The 17,546-nt window shown below is 62.0% G+C and carries 10 protein-coding genes and 1 pseudogene; 4 read left to right on the top strand and 7 right to left on the bottom strand.

Going from position 1 to position 17,546, the window contains the following annotated elements; genetic code table 11:
- Positions 1–175: 175 nt before the first annotated feature.
- The 3 genes from BBBF_RS00220 to BBBF_RS00210 form a co-directional block, all read right to left on the bottom strand.
- Positions 176–637 carry an ATP-binding protein gene (locus tag BBBF_RS00220; protein WP_231855221.1) on the bottom strand — a complete coding sequence of 154 codons (462 nt, stop codon included), beginning with the start codon at positions 635–637 and terminating at the stop codon, positions 176–178.
- 22 nt (positions 638–659) lie between these two features.
- Positions 660–1,430 carry a LytR/AlgR family response regulator transcription factor gene (locus tag BBBF_RS00215; protein ID WP_231855252.1) on the bottom strand — a complete coding sequence of 257 codons (771 nt, stop codon included), beginning with the start codon at positions 1,428–1,430 and terminating at the stop codon, positions 660–662.
- Between the two features lie 193 nt (positions 1,431–1,623).
- A complete protein-coding gene (locus BBBF_RS00210; RefSeq protein ID WP_003815101.1) occupies positions 1,624–2,004 on the bottom strand; it encodes a DUF3073 domain-containing protein in 381 nt (126 codons plus the stop codon).
- 140 nt (positions 2,005–2,144) lie between these two features.
- On the opposite strand from BBBF_RS00210, the gene trpS reads away from it, so the two are divergent.
- Positions 2,145–3,242, top strand: coding sequence for a tryptophan--tRNA ligase (trpS, locus tag BBBF_RS00205; RefSeq protein WP_014759675.1), 1,098 nt, complete (start codon positions 2,145–2,147; stop codon positions 3,240–3,242).
- Positions 3,243–3,716: 474 nt separating this feature from the next.
- Here the strand turns inward: trpS and BBBF_RS00200 are convergent, their stop codons facing one another.
- A complete protein-coding gene (locus BBBF_RS00200; RefSeq protein ID WP_003819920.1) occupies positions 3,717–4,736 on the bottom strand; it encodes a hypothetical protein in 1,020 nt (339 codons plus the stop codon).
- 531 nt (positions 4,737–5,267) lie between these two features.
- Between BBBF_RS00200 and BBBF_RS00195 the strand changes: the two are divergent.
- Positions 5,268–6,401 (top strand): annotated as a pseudogene (locus BBBF_RS00195) (amidohydrolase family protein); the annotation flags it as partial.
- A 72-nt stretch (positions 6,402–6,473) separates the two neighbouring features.
- Here the strand turns inward: BBBF_RS00195 and BBBF_RS00190 are convergent.
- Positions 6,474–8,456, bottom strand: coding sequence for a threonine/serine exporter family protein (locus BBBF_RS00190; protein WP_033509587.1), 1,983 nt, complete (start codon positions 8,454–8,456; stop codon positions 6,474–6,476).
- A 431-nt stretch (positions 8,457–8,887) separates the two neighbouring features.
- Here BBBF_RS00190 and BBBF_RS00185 point away from each other — a divergent pair, with 431 nt between their 5' ends.
- Positions 8,888–11,644, top strand: a complete 2,757-nt coding sequence (locus BBBF_RS00185; protein ID WP_003817379.1) for a phosphoenolpyruvate carboxylase — start codon at positions 8,888–8,890, stop codon at positions 11,642–11,644.
- A 485-nt stretch (positions 11,645–12,129) separates the two neighbouring features.
- Entirely contained in the window at positions 12,130–13,416 is a 1,287-nt protein-coding gene (locus tag BBBF_RS00180) for an OFA family MFS transporter (protein ID WP_003815087.1), read from the top strand.
- A gap of 287 nt (positions 13,417–13,703) precedes the next feature.
- Here BBBF_RS00180 and BBBF_RS00175 read toward each other — a convergent pair whose 3' ends face one another.
- Positions 13,704–15,350 carry an RNA-binding domain-containing protein gene (locus BBBF_RS00175; protein WP_021647518.1) on the bottom strand — a complete coding sequence of 549 codons (1,647 nt, stop codon included), beginning with the start codon at positions 15,348–15,350 and terminating at the stop codon, positions 13,704–13,706.
- A 129-nt stretch (positions 15,351–15,479) separates the two neighbouring features.
- A complete protein-coding gene (locus BBBF_RS00170) occupies positions 15,480–17,393 on the bottom strand; it encodes an FAD-dependent oxidoreductase (protein ID WP_021647519.1) in 1,914 nt (637 codons plus the stop codon).
- Positions 17,394–17,546 lie beyond the last annotated feature (153 nt).

The following is a 17,546-nucleotide window of genomic DNA, read 5'->3' as shown; positions in this document are numbered from 1 at the left end:
TCCAGCATACCGTCGCATGCCAACGGCTGCGGCGTTCGGGTCCGGGCGCGGACGCTATCTTGCACGGATTCACCGGTAATGAGTCCAAGGAGAGGGCTTTGGCCCCAGCTTCCTCCCTCGCCGGCGGGCAGCACGCACATCGACAATCCGCTCTCATGAGCCCGCACCGCCGTCATCAGGACTGCGGCAGCAGAATCTCCGTGGTGGAGGCGCCGTCCTCGGAGTTGCGACTCAGGTAGCCGCCCGCAGCCTCGATGATCTGGTCGATGTGGACCAACCCGAAACCGTGCCCCTCGTCGGATTTGATGGTGCGGAAGCGCCCACCGACCTTGCGCTGCTTGCCGCCCGAGGAAGCGTTGGTGAACGAGATGTACAGCTGCGTGTCCTTCATGTCCATATACACGCGAATCATGCGATCGGCTTCAGGTAACCCGTCGTTGGCCTCGATCGCGTTGTCGAACAGGTTGCCGAGGACGCAGCACAAATCGAGTTCCGAAATGCGCTGCTTGATCGGAATATGGGTATGGGCGTCCACGCGCACGTCGATGCCAGGCGCCTGCGCAAGCGACATCTTGCTGCTCAGAATCGCGTCAGCCATCGCATTGCCGGACTTGATCGGGGTATCCAACGCCTTCATCGTCTGAAGGTGATTACGGTAGTCATGCCGCCACATGCGCATCTGACGGTACATGTTCTCGACCTCGCGGTAATGCGTGTCGACCAGCTCGCGCTGATATGCCGCGATGGCCCTGTCGGCCTTGCCTCGCCCACGGAACCACATCGTGCCCCTCCTTTGCGTTCTGCCCCGTCCAGCCGGGGACGGCTTTCCGGCACCCTGCCGGCCGTGAGCCGGCCATGCGTAGTCTTGTCTGGTCTATGATTGTCCGATTCAACGGCTCGTACGCCCTACGAGGCAGTGGCGGCGTCGTCCCGTCGGTCAATTGCACGGACGACCTGCCCACGCAGCGGATTCGCCGCAGGTTCACGATCATCGCGCGTCCCACCTGGCAGAATCCGTCGCCGAGCTCGGCCTCGAACTCGCCCAGCGGGCGTTTCACCGTATAATCCCGGTCGGCGTGCACCGTCACATAATTACGGCGCACGTCAAGATAGCGGATGTCGGCCAGCGGAATACGCATCAGCCCTTCCGCGCATTGCAGATCAAGGCACCTGGAATCGCGGCGCATGCGCGCGACCGCCTTGTCGAGCACGTCGAACAGCTTGGCCGCATCCACCGGTTTCATCAGATAATTGAGCGCTTCGACGTCGTATCCTTCGGCGATGTAATCCGAATACCCAGTGACGAACACGATCTGCATCGTGCCGCCCGCCTTGCGCACGGCCTTCGCCAACGCCACGCCGTCCATCGAGCCCATTTCGACGTCCAGCAGCAGAATATCGACGTCACGCCGCCGCTCATAGCGCGTCAGAAACCGCTCTGCCGACGGGAATACGTCTATCTGGCTCCAGCTGCCGAGCGGCCGCCCATGATGCGGTCAGCGAGCGCACGTACTGGGCGTCGACATCGCTGTCATCGCATATCGCAACGGAATCGTCATCATGACATACGAAATCGCGTCAATGCGGCCCTACCACCGGGCCAGCAGCGACGAAATCCGAAAATCATGCCTTCTTGGGCTTGAGCGCGGCCGGCATGGGCATGGGAATCGGCTTGCGCGGCATCGGCTTGGGCTTCGGAGCCTGAGATTCAGGTGCCTTCACGGCCGGCATTTCGCCACTGGTCGCCTTCGCCGCAGCCTCGGCAGCCCACTTGGCGTACTCGTCAAGGTCATCCTCAGCGACGGATCCCTGCGTATTGTCCACGGCGGCGTTCGCATCATGAGAATACGAAGCCTCGATATCGGCAAACGGATCGGGCGACCCCTCGCCCGGCTCCTGCGTGCTCAGCTCCTTGGCGAGCTCATCGTAATCGGTATCGGTGGTCAGGTACTTGAGCTTCCGGGCTATTTTCTGCTGTTTTGCTTTCTGACGTCCGCGGCCCATGTGACCCCCTGGCATGTAAATGTAACTATCAATTCATCACATAAGAGAGTACCACTTGTTATGAGAGAAATGGTTGTCTGCTTGGACTTTTACGATAAAAGCGATATTTTCGGCGTTTTGAAGCAAGCAAAGGGCGACTTATGACGGACCAAGAACAGCAGCAACTGACCGCAGCGGGCAACGAAATGAGCGCCAGCTTCCTGGCCGCGAAGAAGCGTTCGGACGCCACGCTCGCCAAACTTGAGGCCGAGCCGGGCAAGTTCACGATGCTCACCGGTGACCGCCCGACCGGCCGCCTGCACCTCGGCCACTACTTCGGCTCCATCAAGGAGCGCGTGGCCATGCAGAACCGCGGCGTGAACACCAACATCATCATCGCCGACTACCAGGTCATCACCGACCGCGACACCACTGAGCACATCCAGGACAACGTGCTGAACCTCGTGCTCGACTACATGGCCGCCGGCATCGACCCGACCAAGACCATGATGTTCACCCACTCCGCCGTGCCGGCCGAGAACCAGCTGCTGCTGCCGTTCCTCTCCCTCGTCACCGAGGCCGAGCTGCACCGCAACCCCACCGTGAAGTCCGAGATGGAGGCCTCCGGCCACGCGCTGACCGGCTTGCTGCTCACCTACCCCGTGCATCAGGCGTGCGACATCCTCTTCTGCAAGGCCAATGTCGTGCCGATCGGCAAGGACAACCTGCCGCACGTGGAGATCACCCGCACCATCGCCCGCCGCTTCAACGAGCGCTACGCCAAGAAGAACCCGGTGTTCCCCGAGCCCGCCGCGATCCTTTCCGACGCACCGGAGATACCGGGCCTCGACGGTCGCAAGATGAGCAAGTCGTACGGCAACTCCATCATGCTGGGCGCCACCGCCGCGGAGACCGCCAAGCTCATCAAGAAGAGCCCGACCGATTCCGAGCGCAAGATCACCTTCGACCCCATCGCCCGCCCGCAGGTGTCCGCGCTGCTGACCACCGCCGGACTGGTGACCGGCCGCGACCCGAAGGACATTGCCGCCGAAATCGGCGATGCGGGCGCCGGCGCGCTCAAGGCGTACGTGATTGAGTCCGTGAACGAGTTCCTCGCCCCGCATCGCGAGCGCCGCGCAGAGCTCGCCAAGGACATGGACTCCATCCGCGACATCCTGCACGATGGCAACGCCCGCGCCAACGCCATCGCCGAGGAGACCCTTGACCAGGTGCGCGAGGCCATGGGCATGAAGTACTGATTTTCCGGCAGTCGAACGCAACGATTGCATCAGGCCCCCTTCGTCACTCCGCCCCGAGGCACGCGACGAAGGGGCCTTCCCATAACGGTGTCGCCCTTCGGGACAGAAAGCCGTCTGCACGCCCCTGCCCCGACCCGTCGAACTCGCCGAGATAAGGCTATCTGCGTTTCGAGGGGTTGATTTGGACCGCGCCGAATATCTATCTACGTTTCGAGGGGTTGGTGCCAAAGTATAAACGCACCTCAAACCGCATGACCCCAATGGCATTTCACCGGCAATACTCCGGGTATCGCGTTTCGGCAACCCCCTGAAACGCAGATAGATGCCCAGAGGACGCCCAATCAACCCCTTGAGACACAGATAGCGTCACAGAAGACGCCATCCGGTCAAGGCGCAGCCAGCTACAGCCCTCCGCTTCTCTCTCCAACGCAATCGCATCAGCGCAATCGTGCGATTCCGCACCCCTGCCTTCGATCACGCGATACCGTCAAGGTCATCCGCGTCAGGAAAATCGGCATTGGCGTTCGGGACTCGCGGCAGCAATGGTTCAAACCCTATCCGCTCGTACAGTGGCTTGCGTCTCATCGCTCTGGCATCGCACACCTGTTGGATGGTCTTCCGCGCAGTGACGGGCACGGGAATTCCAGTGACCTCCTGGATCTTATCCGCGATCCGTCTGGCTAAAGCTTCCTCACTCCATTCATCACCGAGGTCAAGCTTGGTGACTTGGATATACCGCCACTTCTCGTCTTCGATTGCCTGCCGCCGGCGTGCATCTTCCAGCCATTGACCGGCGTGATGCCCTCCGTCGAACTCAATGCAGATCTTGTATTCCGGGTAAGCGAGGTCAAGATATACGGCCCGGTTCAGACGCTTCACTCCAATCTTGTAATTGACGCAGGGCGCGTCTATCCCGTATTTGAGGGGAACGAGTCGGGTGCGCGTTTCCATCGACGAATCCGTCCCCTCCTGAATCACACGCAACGCACGCCGGCAATTGGCATATCCGCGAAACATATTCGGCCGGCGGCCCGTCTCTTCAAAGACCGCTTCCGTGAATTCCCGCGCCGAATCCAGATATGCCGTCAACTCCTCAATGGTCGTCCTGCGCAGACGCCCATCCCGGCGCATCATTGACTCCGCCAGTACGATCAGCTCTTCAAGATTCAGCCATCCGGCGAACATCGCCCATGTGCAGGCCGGAGACACGCACAAGCATTGCTCGACCATGACGACATCAACAGGGAAGGACCATGTCACTTCGTTTATGCCGACGAGATTGCGCCTTTCATTGGCACTCGGGACGACAACTGTAATACCGTTCAACATGGCGCGTCCTTTTGGCAGGCGCGGTATTTCAATCGCCTGAAGCTCCAGGGCCGTGGTCAAGGCGTATGGCGGCTGCCACCTGCTGCGCTGCTGGAATTCAGCGCACTGCTTCATACGCTGGTGCTTCAACTCCGTCAATTGCACCAGTGCGATTGATCCGCCCATGGTCGGCCGCTCCTTTGTGACTCGAATATTGCCGTGGAGCCGAGTGTAGGGAACCGGGCAGTTCCCCGTCTACCGCGCCTCAAAAAATGTGGACAAATGTGGATAAATGTGCGCAACGCGGTGGATAACTCACCTCGGCTCGGCGGAGACCGCGCATGAGGAAATCGCCGGCCGCCTTCTTTCGCACGACTGTACACACCGGCGGGTTCTGTTCACAGAAGACTTGCATGTACACTGGAAAGACGATTTGAACGTGACGCCGAAGGTGACACCACACAATTAGGGGGGTACGGTGAAGGGGATTGGTGTAACTGGCCAAGCAACCGAGGCGCGAACGGATATGTACGATGTTTCTGCCACATGCGCCCATGACCTTCTGATCTGATGCAGGATGGCAGGTACAGGCAATTATGACGATAATCACCAACGCGCGGTTCCCGGGCAGCGCCCGCCGCGTAGACATCGCGATCAAGGGCGGCGCGATTGCGGCAATCACGCCCGCCGGCTCCCGGATCTCGGCGACGGCAACCGGCGGCGCGGCGACTGGGCCTGACCGTGAGGGAGTCCAGTCTTGTGGGCGAGCTCGAATGGTTCGACGCCTACTGCAAGCTCGACAATGCGCCCGGAGCGGCGGAGGAGACGCTCGAACTGATTCGCAAGGCCGAGGCGGATGCCACCCGCAAAGGCGTGGTCGGCATCCGCGACTATGAGATGGCGGAAAACGTCGACACGTGGACCCGCCGGTTCTCCGCGGCGTCTCCCCGCCCGCGCGACGCTAACGATTCCGCTTGGACAGGCATCGATTGGGATGGCTCATTCACCCACGGCATCCGAGGATTGCGCGTGGAGGCGGGCGTGTATCCCGAACGGCTGGAGGATGCGATTGAAGCCGGCTGGAAGACGGGCGTCGAGCTGCCCGGCAGCGATGGACTGGGCCATGTCGGCGCGATGAAGATGATCTCGGACGGCTCGCTGAACACCCGTTCGGCGTTCTGCTCGATGCCGTATTCCGATATATTCCCCGACTTTTACGGCACGCTCAGTTACGCACCCGACCAGATCGAGACGTATTTCCACGGGGCGACATGCCATAGGTTCGCCATCGCGTGCCATGCCATCGGCGATGAGGCGAACACCATCGTGCTCAACGCGGCGGCGAGCACACACGCCCACGGTTCCATCGAGCACGCCCAGATGCTGAAGCCGGCGGATATTCCCCGATTCGCGAAGCTCGGGCTGACCGCCAGCATCCAGCCACAGCACGCCATGGACGATCGCGATGTCATCACGCGGTTCTGGGCGAATCCGGGTGGAACCCCTTACGCATTCAAGGCACTGCACGATGCCGGCGTCAGGCTGCGCATGGGGTCGGATGCGCCGGTTGCGCCGCTCGACCCGTGGATGGCGATATCGGCCGCTGTGTTCGGCACGGAAAGCTCAGACCGCGAACCGTTCCAGCCGGAGCAATGCCTGGATGCGCGCACCGCGCTGGCGGCTTCCACAGCCGTCGGCCGCGACCGCCCTGAGCCCGGAGATCCAGCCGACCTGGTGCTCTTGGACCGCGACCCGTATGCTGTCTCCACGCCGGAGGAGATGCGGGCGATGCCGGTGGCGGCGACCATGCTCGCAGGCCGTTGGACGTACTCCTCTTTGCACGGCGAATGATTCCCGACAAGGAACGCATGAGGATTCCTCACACGAATCCCATCGGGAACCGTCCGCCGCGCAGGCAAGGCGTCAGACGTCATACCGCCATGACTTATCGGTGATCACGCGGGCCATCGCCAAACCTATCGGCAGGCAGATAATCACCATGAACGCTCGGAACGCCCAGTCCAGCGCGTGCAGCGTATCGAACTGTCCGAGGTAGAACATCGCCCGGTACATATACAGACCGGGCACCATGATGACGATGGACGGCACAGTCAGGCATATGCGCGGATAGCCCAGATGCGGCGGCAGCAGGCCGTTGTGCACGGCGGTGCGCCATCCGGCAGCGAGCAGACCGGCCAGCAGCGCGCCGATGAACGCCCCGGCCTCGGCCGGCACCCCGAAATCGACCAGCGTCAGTCGCAGCGTGTCGGTGATCATGCCGATGGTGGCGGCGACCAGGCACATGCGCTGCGGCGAATTGAACATGATCGAGAAGCCCCACACGCCGAGGAAGGCAGTGACGGCCCGCAGCCCCGTGTTCACCCACGGATTGAGCCCCAGCGGCTCGAACCCGGTCGGGTTCAGATGCACGATCATGGCCACTCCCCAGCCTGCCAGCGTGGCCATCAGGATGATGCACAGCACGTATGCCACTCGTTGGATGCCGGACGGGAAGTCGATCTTCGCCATATCGAGGCCGCCCGTTATCAGCGGGAAGCCAGGGATGACGAACAGCATCGCGCCGATGTACGCGGTGTCATGCGTCAGCGCGATCGGGTCGAGCAGGCCGATCAGGCGCAGAGTGCCCGTGCAGGCGAGCGCAGCCAGGGCCACGCACACGAACGTCACGAAGAACTGGTTGAGATGGCGGGCGAACAGTTTGCGGCGCAGCCAGTGGCCCAGTCCGGCGCCGACGAACGCGCCGATCATGTCGTAGGGGCCGCCGCCGAGCAGGAACACGAAGGATGCGCAGGCGACTGCGGAGGCGAAGCCGGCGAACGCCGGGGAATAGAGCGGCTTACGGCTCTCGATCAGGTCGAGCCGCTCATGCGCCTGCCGCACAGTGATGGGCTTGCGCCCTTCGCCCGCGCAACGGCCCACGTGGTCGAAATGCTCGGCGTACTCGCCGGTCAGCGGCTTGTGGGCGCGGGTTTTCCGGCGTTTCGCGCCCAGCAGCGCCTCCGCCGACATCGATGTCCCGAATTCGTTCAGATTCTGGTCTTCCGCACTGCTGGCGCTTGCGCCTGCGTCCGCGCCTGTGCCACCCGCCGCCGCGGCGGCCGCGTCGAGATCCGGCGTCTCCACGAAATCATGCTTTCCGGAGCGCTGCTGCATCAACCGGTCATGCAGCAGCTTGGCCTCGCGATCCTCTTCCAGGACGGCCTCGGATTCGGAGCGCAGCTCGTCGTCCGTCGAACCTTCCGCGGCGATGTCGGCCGCGGCCGCGCGGACCATGGAGACGGGCACGGTGACCTCGGCCGCCTCCAGGGCGTCGAGCACCGGGTCGTCGGAGGCCTCGCCGCTGAGCTCCTTCTGTGCCTTCTTCTCGGCGCGCAGTTTCTTGGCCAGCTGCGCGGAGACCTCGGACATGTCGCTTTGCTCAAGGTTCTGCACCACACCTTCGGACACGTCGCCCGCGCGATGGTACATGGAATCGAGCCCGAGGTTCACGCTGAACCAGTCGGTGTAATGCTCCAGCAGCCAGATGCGCTCGGTGTTGACGCCGGTGGTGGGCAGGTCGATGACCTCGGTGATGCGGTTGGCGTCATCGGTGCAGGTGGCCTCGATGTCCGTCAGGTTCACGTCGGCGCGCACGTGCACGCCCAGGGGGTACGCGATGCGGTGCATCATCTCGCGCACGCGGAAGCTTCCGGTTCCAGCACCCAGGTCCAGTGCGCCGACGCGCACGACGACGCTGGTCTTGGCGGCGAGGCCGGCCTCGGAGATCGGCTTGTCCCAGTCGCGTCGAATGTCTTCCATGTCAAGGGGAACGGAGTGGGTGTGGAAATGACTCACCGCCGTCGCCGCGTCCTGATGGGGCGCGTCGCCGTTCATGTGCTGCTGCATGTTCTTCTCTATCCGTATCATGCCGTTGTTTTTGCCGCCCTATGGGTGTGCTCGGGCGTGTTTTCAAGATGGTTACAGTAGTCATTCTTACTCCGCGCCGTGAACTCATGGGGTATGACCGAAACCGGCGTTCGCATGATGGACTACCTTCGACAAGATTATGGACGATACGTCGACGAGGATATTCAGGACGACATTCTCGGGCCATCCGACAGCGTGAAGATATGGTGAAGATTACATATTTACCAGTAATCCTTCAGAGAAAAATTGGACTTCGTAATACAACTTGCGATTTCAGGGCAATAGAATGGGCACACAGCTTTTGGCGCAACCGGCTGTGGGCTCGCAACTGACGGCCAACACAACCGCGGAGGAGCCGCGGAGGACCGACTGACCGAGCAACCGGACCCAAAAGACAAAGGAGGTTATGAATGACCGATACCGATCAACAGATCACGCCCGCCGACGCGACCATCGTGTCGACCGGCACCGGGACCAAGGGCCCCGAAGAGCGGGAGCTGCCTGAGTCGCTCAGCAACGACATGAGCCTGTGCCTGCGCATTCTGCGCGACGTACTGGGCGAATATGACCCGCAGCTGCTGGCGACGTTCGACACCGTGCGCAACTACGCGGTGAAGGCAAGCGCCGAGCATTTCGCCGGAGCGACGGCGGATCCGCACCCCGATGAGGATGGTCTGGCAAAGGCCGTCGCCACCATCGATGCGATGAATCTGCACGACGCCCAGCTGCTCGCCCGCGCATTCGCCACATATTTCCACCTCGCCAACCTGAGTGAGGAGAACTACCGCGTTTCCGTGCTGCACCAGCGCGAGAACCAGGTGGAAGACGACGAAGCCGTTGACCCGGTGAACGAACTGACCACCGCCTACCATCAGCTGCTGACCGAAATGGGGCCGGCCAAAGCCAAGGCGTTGCTGGAGAAGCTCGAATTCCACCCGGTGTTCACGGCGCATCCGACCGAAGCGCGCCGCAAGGCAGTCGAAGGCAAGATCCGCCGCATCGCGGAGCTGCTGGAAGAGAACAAGCGCCTCGGCGGCTCCGACAAGAAGGAGAACGTCCGCCGCCTCTACAACGAGATCGACGCGCTGTTCCGCACGTCCCCGATCGCGCTGAAGAAGCCGACGCCGGTCGAGGAGGCCGATACCATCCTCGACATCTTCGACAACACGCTGTTCACCACGATTCCCAAGGTCTACCACCGTTTCAACGACTGGCTGCTGGGCGACAAGGCCGGTCTCGAACAGCCGCAGTGCCCGGCGTTCTTCCATCCGGGAAGCTGGATCGGCTCCGACCGCGACGGCAACCCGAACGTCACCGCCAAGGTCAGCCGTCAGGTCGCCCGCAAGTTCAGCGACCATGTGATCAGCGCCCTTGAGGAGGCCACCCGCACGGTCGGCCGCAACCTGACCATGGAGTCCGAGACGACCCCGGCCAGCGCCGAGCTGAAGAGCCTGTGGAGCCACCAGAAGGAGATGAGCGAGCGCCTGACCGACAAGGCCGCACTGATCTCCACCAAAGAGCTGCACCGCGCCGTCATGCTGGTGATGGCCGATCGCCTGCGCTACACCATCGAGCGCGACGCCGACCTCATGTACCACAGCTGCGACGATTTCATCGCCGACCTGCAGGTCGTGCAGCGTTCCCTGGCCGAAGCCGGCGCCAAGCGTTCGGCGTATGGCCCGCTGCAGGATCTGATCTGGCAGGCGCAGACCTTCGGCTTCCACATGGTCGAGATGGAGTTCCGTCAGCACTCCGTGGTGCACGCCCGCGCGCTGGAGGACATCCGCGAGCACGGCCTGCACGGCGAGCGTGGCGAACTGCAACCGATGACGCACGAGGTGCTCGACACCTTCCGCGCCCTCGGTGCCATCCAGAAGCGCAACGGCATCAAGGCCGCCCGCCGCTACATCATCTCGTTCACGAAGAGCGCCCAGAACGTGCGCGACGTGTACGAGCTGAACCGTCTGGCGTTTTCGCACCCGGAGGATGTGCCGGTCATCGACGTCATCCCGCTGTTCGAGCAGCTTGAGGACTTGCAGAACTGCGTGAACGTGCTGGAAGAGATCGTCAAGATCCCCGAGGTGCAGGCTCGTCTGAAGGCCACCGGCAACAAGATGGAGGTCATGCTCGGCTACTCGGATTCGTCCAAGGACGCCGGCCCGACCACCGCTACGCTGGCGCTGCATTCCGCCGAATCGCGCATCGTCGCTTGGGCCGCGAAGCATGACATCGACCTGACGCTGTTCCACGGCCGTGGTGGAGCCGTCGGTCGAGGCGGTGGCCCCGCCAACCGCGCGGTGCTCGCCCAGCCGAAGGGCTCCGTCAACTGCCGCTTCAAACTCACCGAGCAGGGCGAGGTCATTTTCGCCCGCTACGGCAACCCGGTGCTGGCCATCCGCCATCTGGAATCCGTCGCCGCCGCGACGCTGCTGCAGTCCGCTCCGAGCGTCGAGAAGACGAACACGGAGATGACCGAGAAGTACGCCCAGATGACCGAGGTTCTGGACAACGCCTCGCACGAGCGCTTCCTCGACCTGCTGAACACGCCGGACTTCGCCCCGTGGTTCTCGATCGTCACGCCGCTTACCGAGGTCGGCCTGCTGCCAATCGGCTCCCGCCCGGCCAAGCGTGGTTTGGGCGCGAAGTCGCTCGACGACCTGCGCACGATTCCGTGGGTGTTCTCTTGGGCTCAGGCGCGCATCAACCTCGCCGCATGGTATGGCCTTGGTTCGGCCTGCGAGAAGTTCGGCGACCTTGACACGCTGCGCGAGGCGTACGAGGAGTGGCCACTGTTCTCCACGTTCATCGACAACATCGAGATGTCGCTGGCCAAGACCGATGAGCGCATCGCCAAGATGTACTTGGCGCTCGGCGATGACGAGAACCTGTCGAAGAAGGTGCTCGACGAGATGAAGCTCACCACCAAGTGGGTGCTCAAGATCGTCAACGACGAATGGCCGCTGCAGCACCGTCACGTGCTCGGTCAGGCCATCCGCATCCGCTCCCCTTACGTGGACGCGCTGTCCGTCACTCAGGTGCTTGCGTTGCGTTCGCTGCGCAAGAAGGTGGACAAGGAAGAGCTCAGCAAGAGCCAGCAGGCGGGATTCATCTATCTGATCCTGTGCACCGTCTCCGGTGTCGCCGCCGGCCTGCAGAACACGGGCTGACGTTTTGGCCGGTGTTGGGCCGCATGCGCGGCCAACACCGCTTGGAAAGCCCGGTGGGCTTTCCAAGGCCAAAACGTAGCGGTGGGCTTTGCGCGCGCAAAGTTCACCGCAGCACAGCGCCTCCGCGACGAGCGGAGGCTCCGTTTTATATCAGCACATATCGCGAAAGCCCTGCCCTACACGGGTGGGGCTTTCGCGTCCCCCCCCTATCAATCACATTGATACGATTTCATAATCATTTCCGATGTGAATAAGTTCACGGATCAAGACCGCAATCATCGGCAATCCCACCAGCGAAGTGGCGTTATAGTAGCGCTGTCGGCGTCGACAAGAGCTGGAACGCTGATAGAATGCACACCAATGATGTTCAGTGAATTGTTCACATGTTCACGAACAGTCCTGCATGATGTGCCTTGAGTGAGCGATGCGGTTCTTGTTCAGGCCGGCAGGTCATCGTACAGCCAGTTACGAAAGGATCCTACCGAATGGCAAGGTTTACCGAGAATCGTTGGACCAGCGCAATCATCCCCGCATTGCTGATTCATATCCCAATCGGTACCGTCTACTGCTGGAGCGTGTTCAAGCAGCTCATCGCCGACAGGCTCAACGCCAGCCCGGCCTCCGTGGAATGGGGCTTCTCGCTCGCCATCTTCTTCCTCGGCATGTCAGCCGCATTCGCCGGCCCCATGGTGGAGAAGAACATCAAGAAATCCGCACTCGTCTCCATGGTCTGCTTCGTGGTCGGCTTCGCCGGCACGGGCGTGAGCATCGCTCTGAACTTCCTGCCGGGTGTGTTCATCTGCTACGGCGCGATCATGGGCATCGGCCTGGGCGTCGGCTACCTGACCCCGGTCAAGAACCTGATGCTCTGGTTCTCCGATAACAAGGGCCTCGCCACCGGCATCGCCGTCGCCGGCTTCGGCCTGGCCAAGGCCATCGCCAGCCCGTTGATGGAGTACCTGATCGGCACGGTGGGGCTGGTCAACATGTTCTTCATCCTCGCCGTGATTTATGCGGTGATGATGTTCTTCGGTTTCCTGCTCATCAAGCGTCCGGCCGACTGGGTCTACGATCCCGTGACCTCGCATGTAAGCCGCGCGGAGATTCTCAGGAAGCCCGTGTTTTGGGGCATCTGGATCGCCTTCTACATCAATATCACCTGCGGCCTGGCGCTTATCAGCCAGGAGAAGGACATCCTGCACGATGTGCTCAAGGCCTTCCCGCAGTATGCCGGCCTGAGCCCCGCCAAGTTCGCCGCCGCCATCGCCGGCATCATCGGCCTGGTGCTCGCCGTGGACTCCGTGTTCAACACGGCCGGCCGCGTGGGCTTCTCCACGCTCTCCGACCACCTGAAGCGCCGCGAGACCGTTTATCAGGTGATCTTCATCATGTCGATCGCGGTATGCCTGCTGCAGATCTTCACCAACAGCATCAACAATGCGCTGTTGTGGGCCGTGCTGGCCATGCTGTTCCTCATCAACGCTGGCTACGGCGGCGGTTTCTCGACGCTGCCGGTGCTGCTCGACCAGCACTTCGGCACCAAGACCGTCTCCACCACGCACGGTCTCGCGCTGAGCGCCTGGGCGTTCGCCGGCCTGTCCGGCAACCAGCTGGCCTCGTTCGTGGTCACGCACACGCCCGATCAGGCCCATCGCTACGCCGCGCTGATTCCGGTGCTCACCGGCCTGTTCGCCCTGGCTCTGATCAGCATCAGCCTGGTCAAGTATCTCGGTGGCAGGAACGGCGAGGGCAAGAGATCCATCGGGGCCTGAACCGTAACGCAAGGCGGAGGGCTTCAGATACTGAAAGTAAATCACTTCCTGAATCGCCCCGGACAGTATTCGTCCAAGAACGAGGTAACTGCCCACATCCGCGACAATAGACTCTCATAGTTGACTGATTCGGGGGCCTGCGCCTAGCGGGCCCCCTTATTGATGCCGTGTGGCGCGTCGAAAGCACCATGTCCGCCGGCCACGGTCAACGAAGTTCTAACATGTCAACGGGGTATTCTAACATGTAAGAATTATTGAAAGGGGATGAAAGGACAGCGCCAGTCACCTTACACCAACGCGTAGCGGGATGAGGGACCACTCCCCTCATGCCGGAATACGCCCTCCCCCTCAAGTCTCTTCATGAGCCTGTACGCGCTGATATAAGACAAATCCAGCAGCTTCATCACGTCAGACGTGGTCGCCGCGCCCCCATTGTTCAGCGCGAATTCCGTCACCAGGTTCTCCCGCCGACCGTCGAGGCCCTTTTGCCTCGCATAAGCCGGCAACTTATCATCCCTCTTATATACACGCGCGCTCAGCATATAATCTCGTGCGACACCGCTGCCGCAGGCTTCCACCAGCCCGCTCTCCACTAGGCTTTCGACCGCGCCGACCAATCGCCGAGACTCCACTCGCGAGAATTCGCGCATTTGCGCCACGCTGAGTCTGCGATGCTCCCGCAGCAACGACAGCACGATTAGAGACCACACCGACAACGGAGCGCCACGGCGAGCCTCTTCATTGGCAATCATCACAACGAATGCCTCATCCGGCACCACGCGACGCAGGAACAGCACCACCTCCGACGCCGTGGACTGCGAATAATCGGGAAATGCCCCGCCGGAAGCCAAGGAGCCGGCATATATCTTATCGACACCACGACCGGTGCGTTCCGCATATCCCGCCGTCTTGAGGATGGAGGCGAGCTGAGGGTTGCGGGAACGCGGCTGCGCGGTCAACAGGTTGTTTTCGCTCAATCCCTCGATGAAACCTCCCGGGTTGGATATGGTCAGGCCATCGTCGTCCACGAGGAACCGCACCGATCCCATCCTCGCATAATCCCTGTGGCAGAACGCGTTGACTGCCGCCTCGCGGAACGCCTGATGATCGAAGTCCGGCAGATTGACATGGACCAGACCGCTCATGACCTCATGATCTGGATTCCATGGTTCCATCAGTGCGCCGATACGAGGGAGCATATCGATCAGCGGCAGGAAGAACGGATCTGTGTTTACCTTGGGAGACGTGCCTTTCATGACCTGGAATACGGCGGAGGCCGACGGTACGGAACGCTTCAGTGCCCGCTCCGTACCGATGACCAGCAGACCGGCCACGGAAGGCTGCGGGCCGCCAGGGCCGTCGACTACCAGTTCTAGGGCCCGATCGAAGTCCTCATCATCAAACGCCAACAATGAGCTGCCGGCATTGGCCGTGCGTATGCTCTCCCTGAGACGGTCGCGCGCAGACGGATCAAGATCGGACAGCGTCGACCCCGGAGCAGGCTGCGCGCTGTAGTCGTAACTACGCTGCTGCGACAAACGACTGATGAATTGCGCAGGGAACATCGGAACGACTTCTGGCGCGCCATCGGCTTTCAGCCGGCGCTGCAGCGTCTTCCCCTGACTGGTGGACACGATCTGCTGACTGCTGTCAACCTCAATGCCGACGACCGGTTTGCCGCTCTCGCTCAGCAACGTCACCCGCACGGAAAGCTGAGGAACCGTTTTGTTGAAAATGAATGCCGCCAGACCATTGACATTGCGATGCCGGTCACAGACCCCAGTCACCATGCCATCGTCTTCGACACCAAGGTACAGCGTACCGCCTTCGGTATTGGCCATCGCCACCACATTGTCGACGATTTCGTCATCGGTTTGCGGGCGTTGGCGTTCGCTTTTGAACTCCACCGTCAGGCTTTCCTTGGTCGGCAGCATCGGCTCTTCCTTTCACGGCTTTCAATAATTCTAACATGTTAACGGAGAATTCTAACATGTTAACGGAGAATTCTAACATGTAAGAATTATTGAAAGGGGATGAAAGGACAGCGCCGGGCACAGCGCCCACTATGCGCCGAGCAATGTCAACATCTGCGGGACACTCTTCTTGCCGAATTCGACCTTCTGCTCGCCGCCGGGATGGTTGATGACGATGCAGGGAACGCTCATCGCGCCATACTGGTCCTTGAGCTCGGGGAAGTGCGCGACGTCGTAGGCTTCGGCACGCACGTTCGGGTTCAGCGACGCGATGCGCTGCGCGGCCAGTACGGTTTCCGGACACATCGTGCAGGTGAGCGAGACGAGGATCATCACGTCGATCGGCGTGTCAATGGCCTCGGCGCGAGCCTTGAGGTCATCGTCCAGAGGCTGGCCCGGACCCGCGGCGTTGTACAGGCCGAGCACGAACGAATTGAACTCGTGACCGGACGGTACACCGTGGAAGGCCAAGCCGGTGAACAGCAACGTACCGGCGTCGGAATTCTCGGCCGGCACGCACATGCGCACGACCGGCCGCGCAGACGGCAGTACCCCTGATACGTCGAACTGCGCGCGACCGGAATCATCCAGCGAACCATATACCGGCAGTTCGGCGCCATCCGGCAAGGTGACGGCCAACGGCTCGCCGACCGTCAACGACGTTGGCGCGCTGGAACCGTCCTCAGCGGTGATCACGCCCGCCGCATCGACCGCGACCGAATTCAGTTTGCCGTTCGACAGCGCCACCATCTCGCCGATGAATCCCTGCAACTCCGTCGACAATGGCGTATCGTCCAGTTCGAGGACGAGCGTGACCGGGCGGGTCATACGGCCAAAGACCACGCCGAGCTGCTGCTTGATGGCGGCGGAGAAGAGCTCGCCGGGCTTTTTGGCGGCGGCCGACGCGGCGGCGGTATCGGCGCTGCGCTTGGCAGGAGCCGGGGCGGGCGTGGTGCCGGCAGCGGCAGCACTGTTGGCGGCAGCCGCGGTCTGCGCTTCGGCCTGCTCATATGCGGATGCGGTCGGGCGAGGCGGCACAAGACCGGTTTTCTCGCTCATCTGCTTGGCGTACCGCTCCAGTTCCACTGCGGCGATGGCACCGTCGGCGGTGGCGGTGACGACCTGACGCAGGTTCTTGACGCGCAGGTCACCGGCCGCGTACACGCCCGGCACCGAGGTCTCGAGGTATCCGCGCGTGACCACGTAGCCGTGGTCGTCCAGTTCGACGACACCGCGCACGAGCTCGGTGGCCGGCACGTATCCGGCGAACACGAAGACACCAAACGTGCCGTCGTCGGATGGCTTCCACGATTCCGTCTCACCAGTTCGGCGGTCGAGGATCGTCGCCTCGCGCAGCCCGCCCTGGCCGGCGGTGACGCCTTTGAGCTCGACGTTGTAGCGCACGTCGATTTTCGGGTTGTTCTTGGCTTCGGCAGCCACCGCCGCGTCGCAGGTGAAGTCCGGTTCGCGGACGAGCACCGTGACTTTGGAGGCGTATTTGGTCAGGAACACGGATTCCTCTGCCGCGGCGAAACCGCCGCCGACGACCAGCACCTCCCTGCCGGTGAAGAATTCGCCGTCGCATGTGGCGCAGTAGGCCACGCCGCGGCCAGCGTACTCGCCCTCGCCGGCGAAACCAAGCTTGCGTGGGCTGGCTCCGGTGGCAATCAGGATGCCGAACGTTTTCAGGTCACCGCGCGACGTGTGCACGGTCTTGATGTCACCGTTCACGTCAAGGCCGGTAGCCTCGGCTGAGAGGAATTCCGCGCCGAAATCCTTGGCCTGGTTGCGCATGGTCTGCGTGAGCGCACGACCGGACGTATGGCCGACGCCCGGGTAGTTGACGACTTCGTCGGTGATGGTGATCTGCCCGCCGAAATCATCCTTTTCGAGAATCAGCACGCGATAGCGGGCGCGAGCGAGATACAGGCCGGCGGTGAGTCCCGCAGGGCCGCCACCGATGACAACAACGTCATACAGATCGCTTCGGTTGATCTGGGTCATGATATGGAACTCCTTACATATGCATATGCCCCTGCCGGCGGGGCTCCCGCGAAGCGGGTGGGGTAGTTCGCCTATCACCGCGACCACCCCCAGTCGGCTGTCGCCGCCAGCCCCCCCGCCAGCGGGGGCGGAGAGGCCACTCGCCTTACATCG

The organism is Bifidobacterium bifidum ATCC 29521 = JCM 1255 = DSM 20456 (genome assembly GCF_001025135.1).
Classification (GTDB): Bacteria; Actinomycetota; Actinomycetes; order Actinomycetales; family Bifidobacteriaceae; genus Bifidobacterium; species Bifidobacterium bifidum.
The sequence above is the reverse complement of the archived record's forward strand: the minus strand, read 5'-3'. Positions and strand labels throughout refer to the sequence as shown.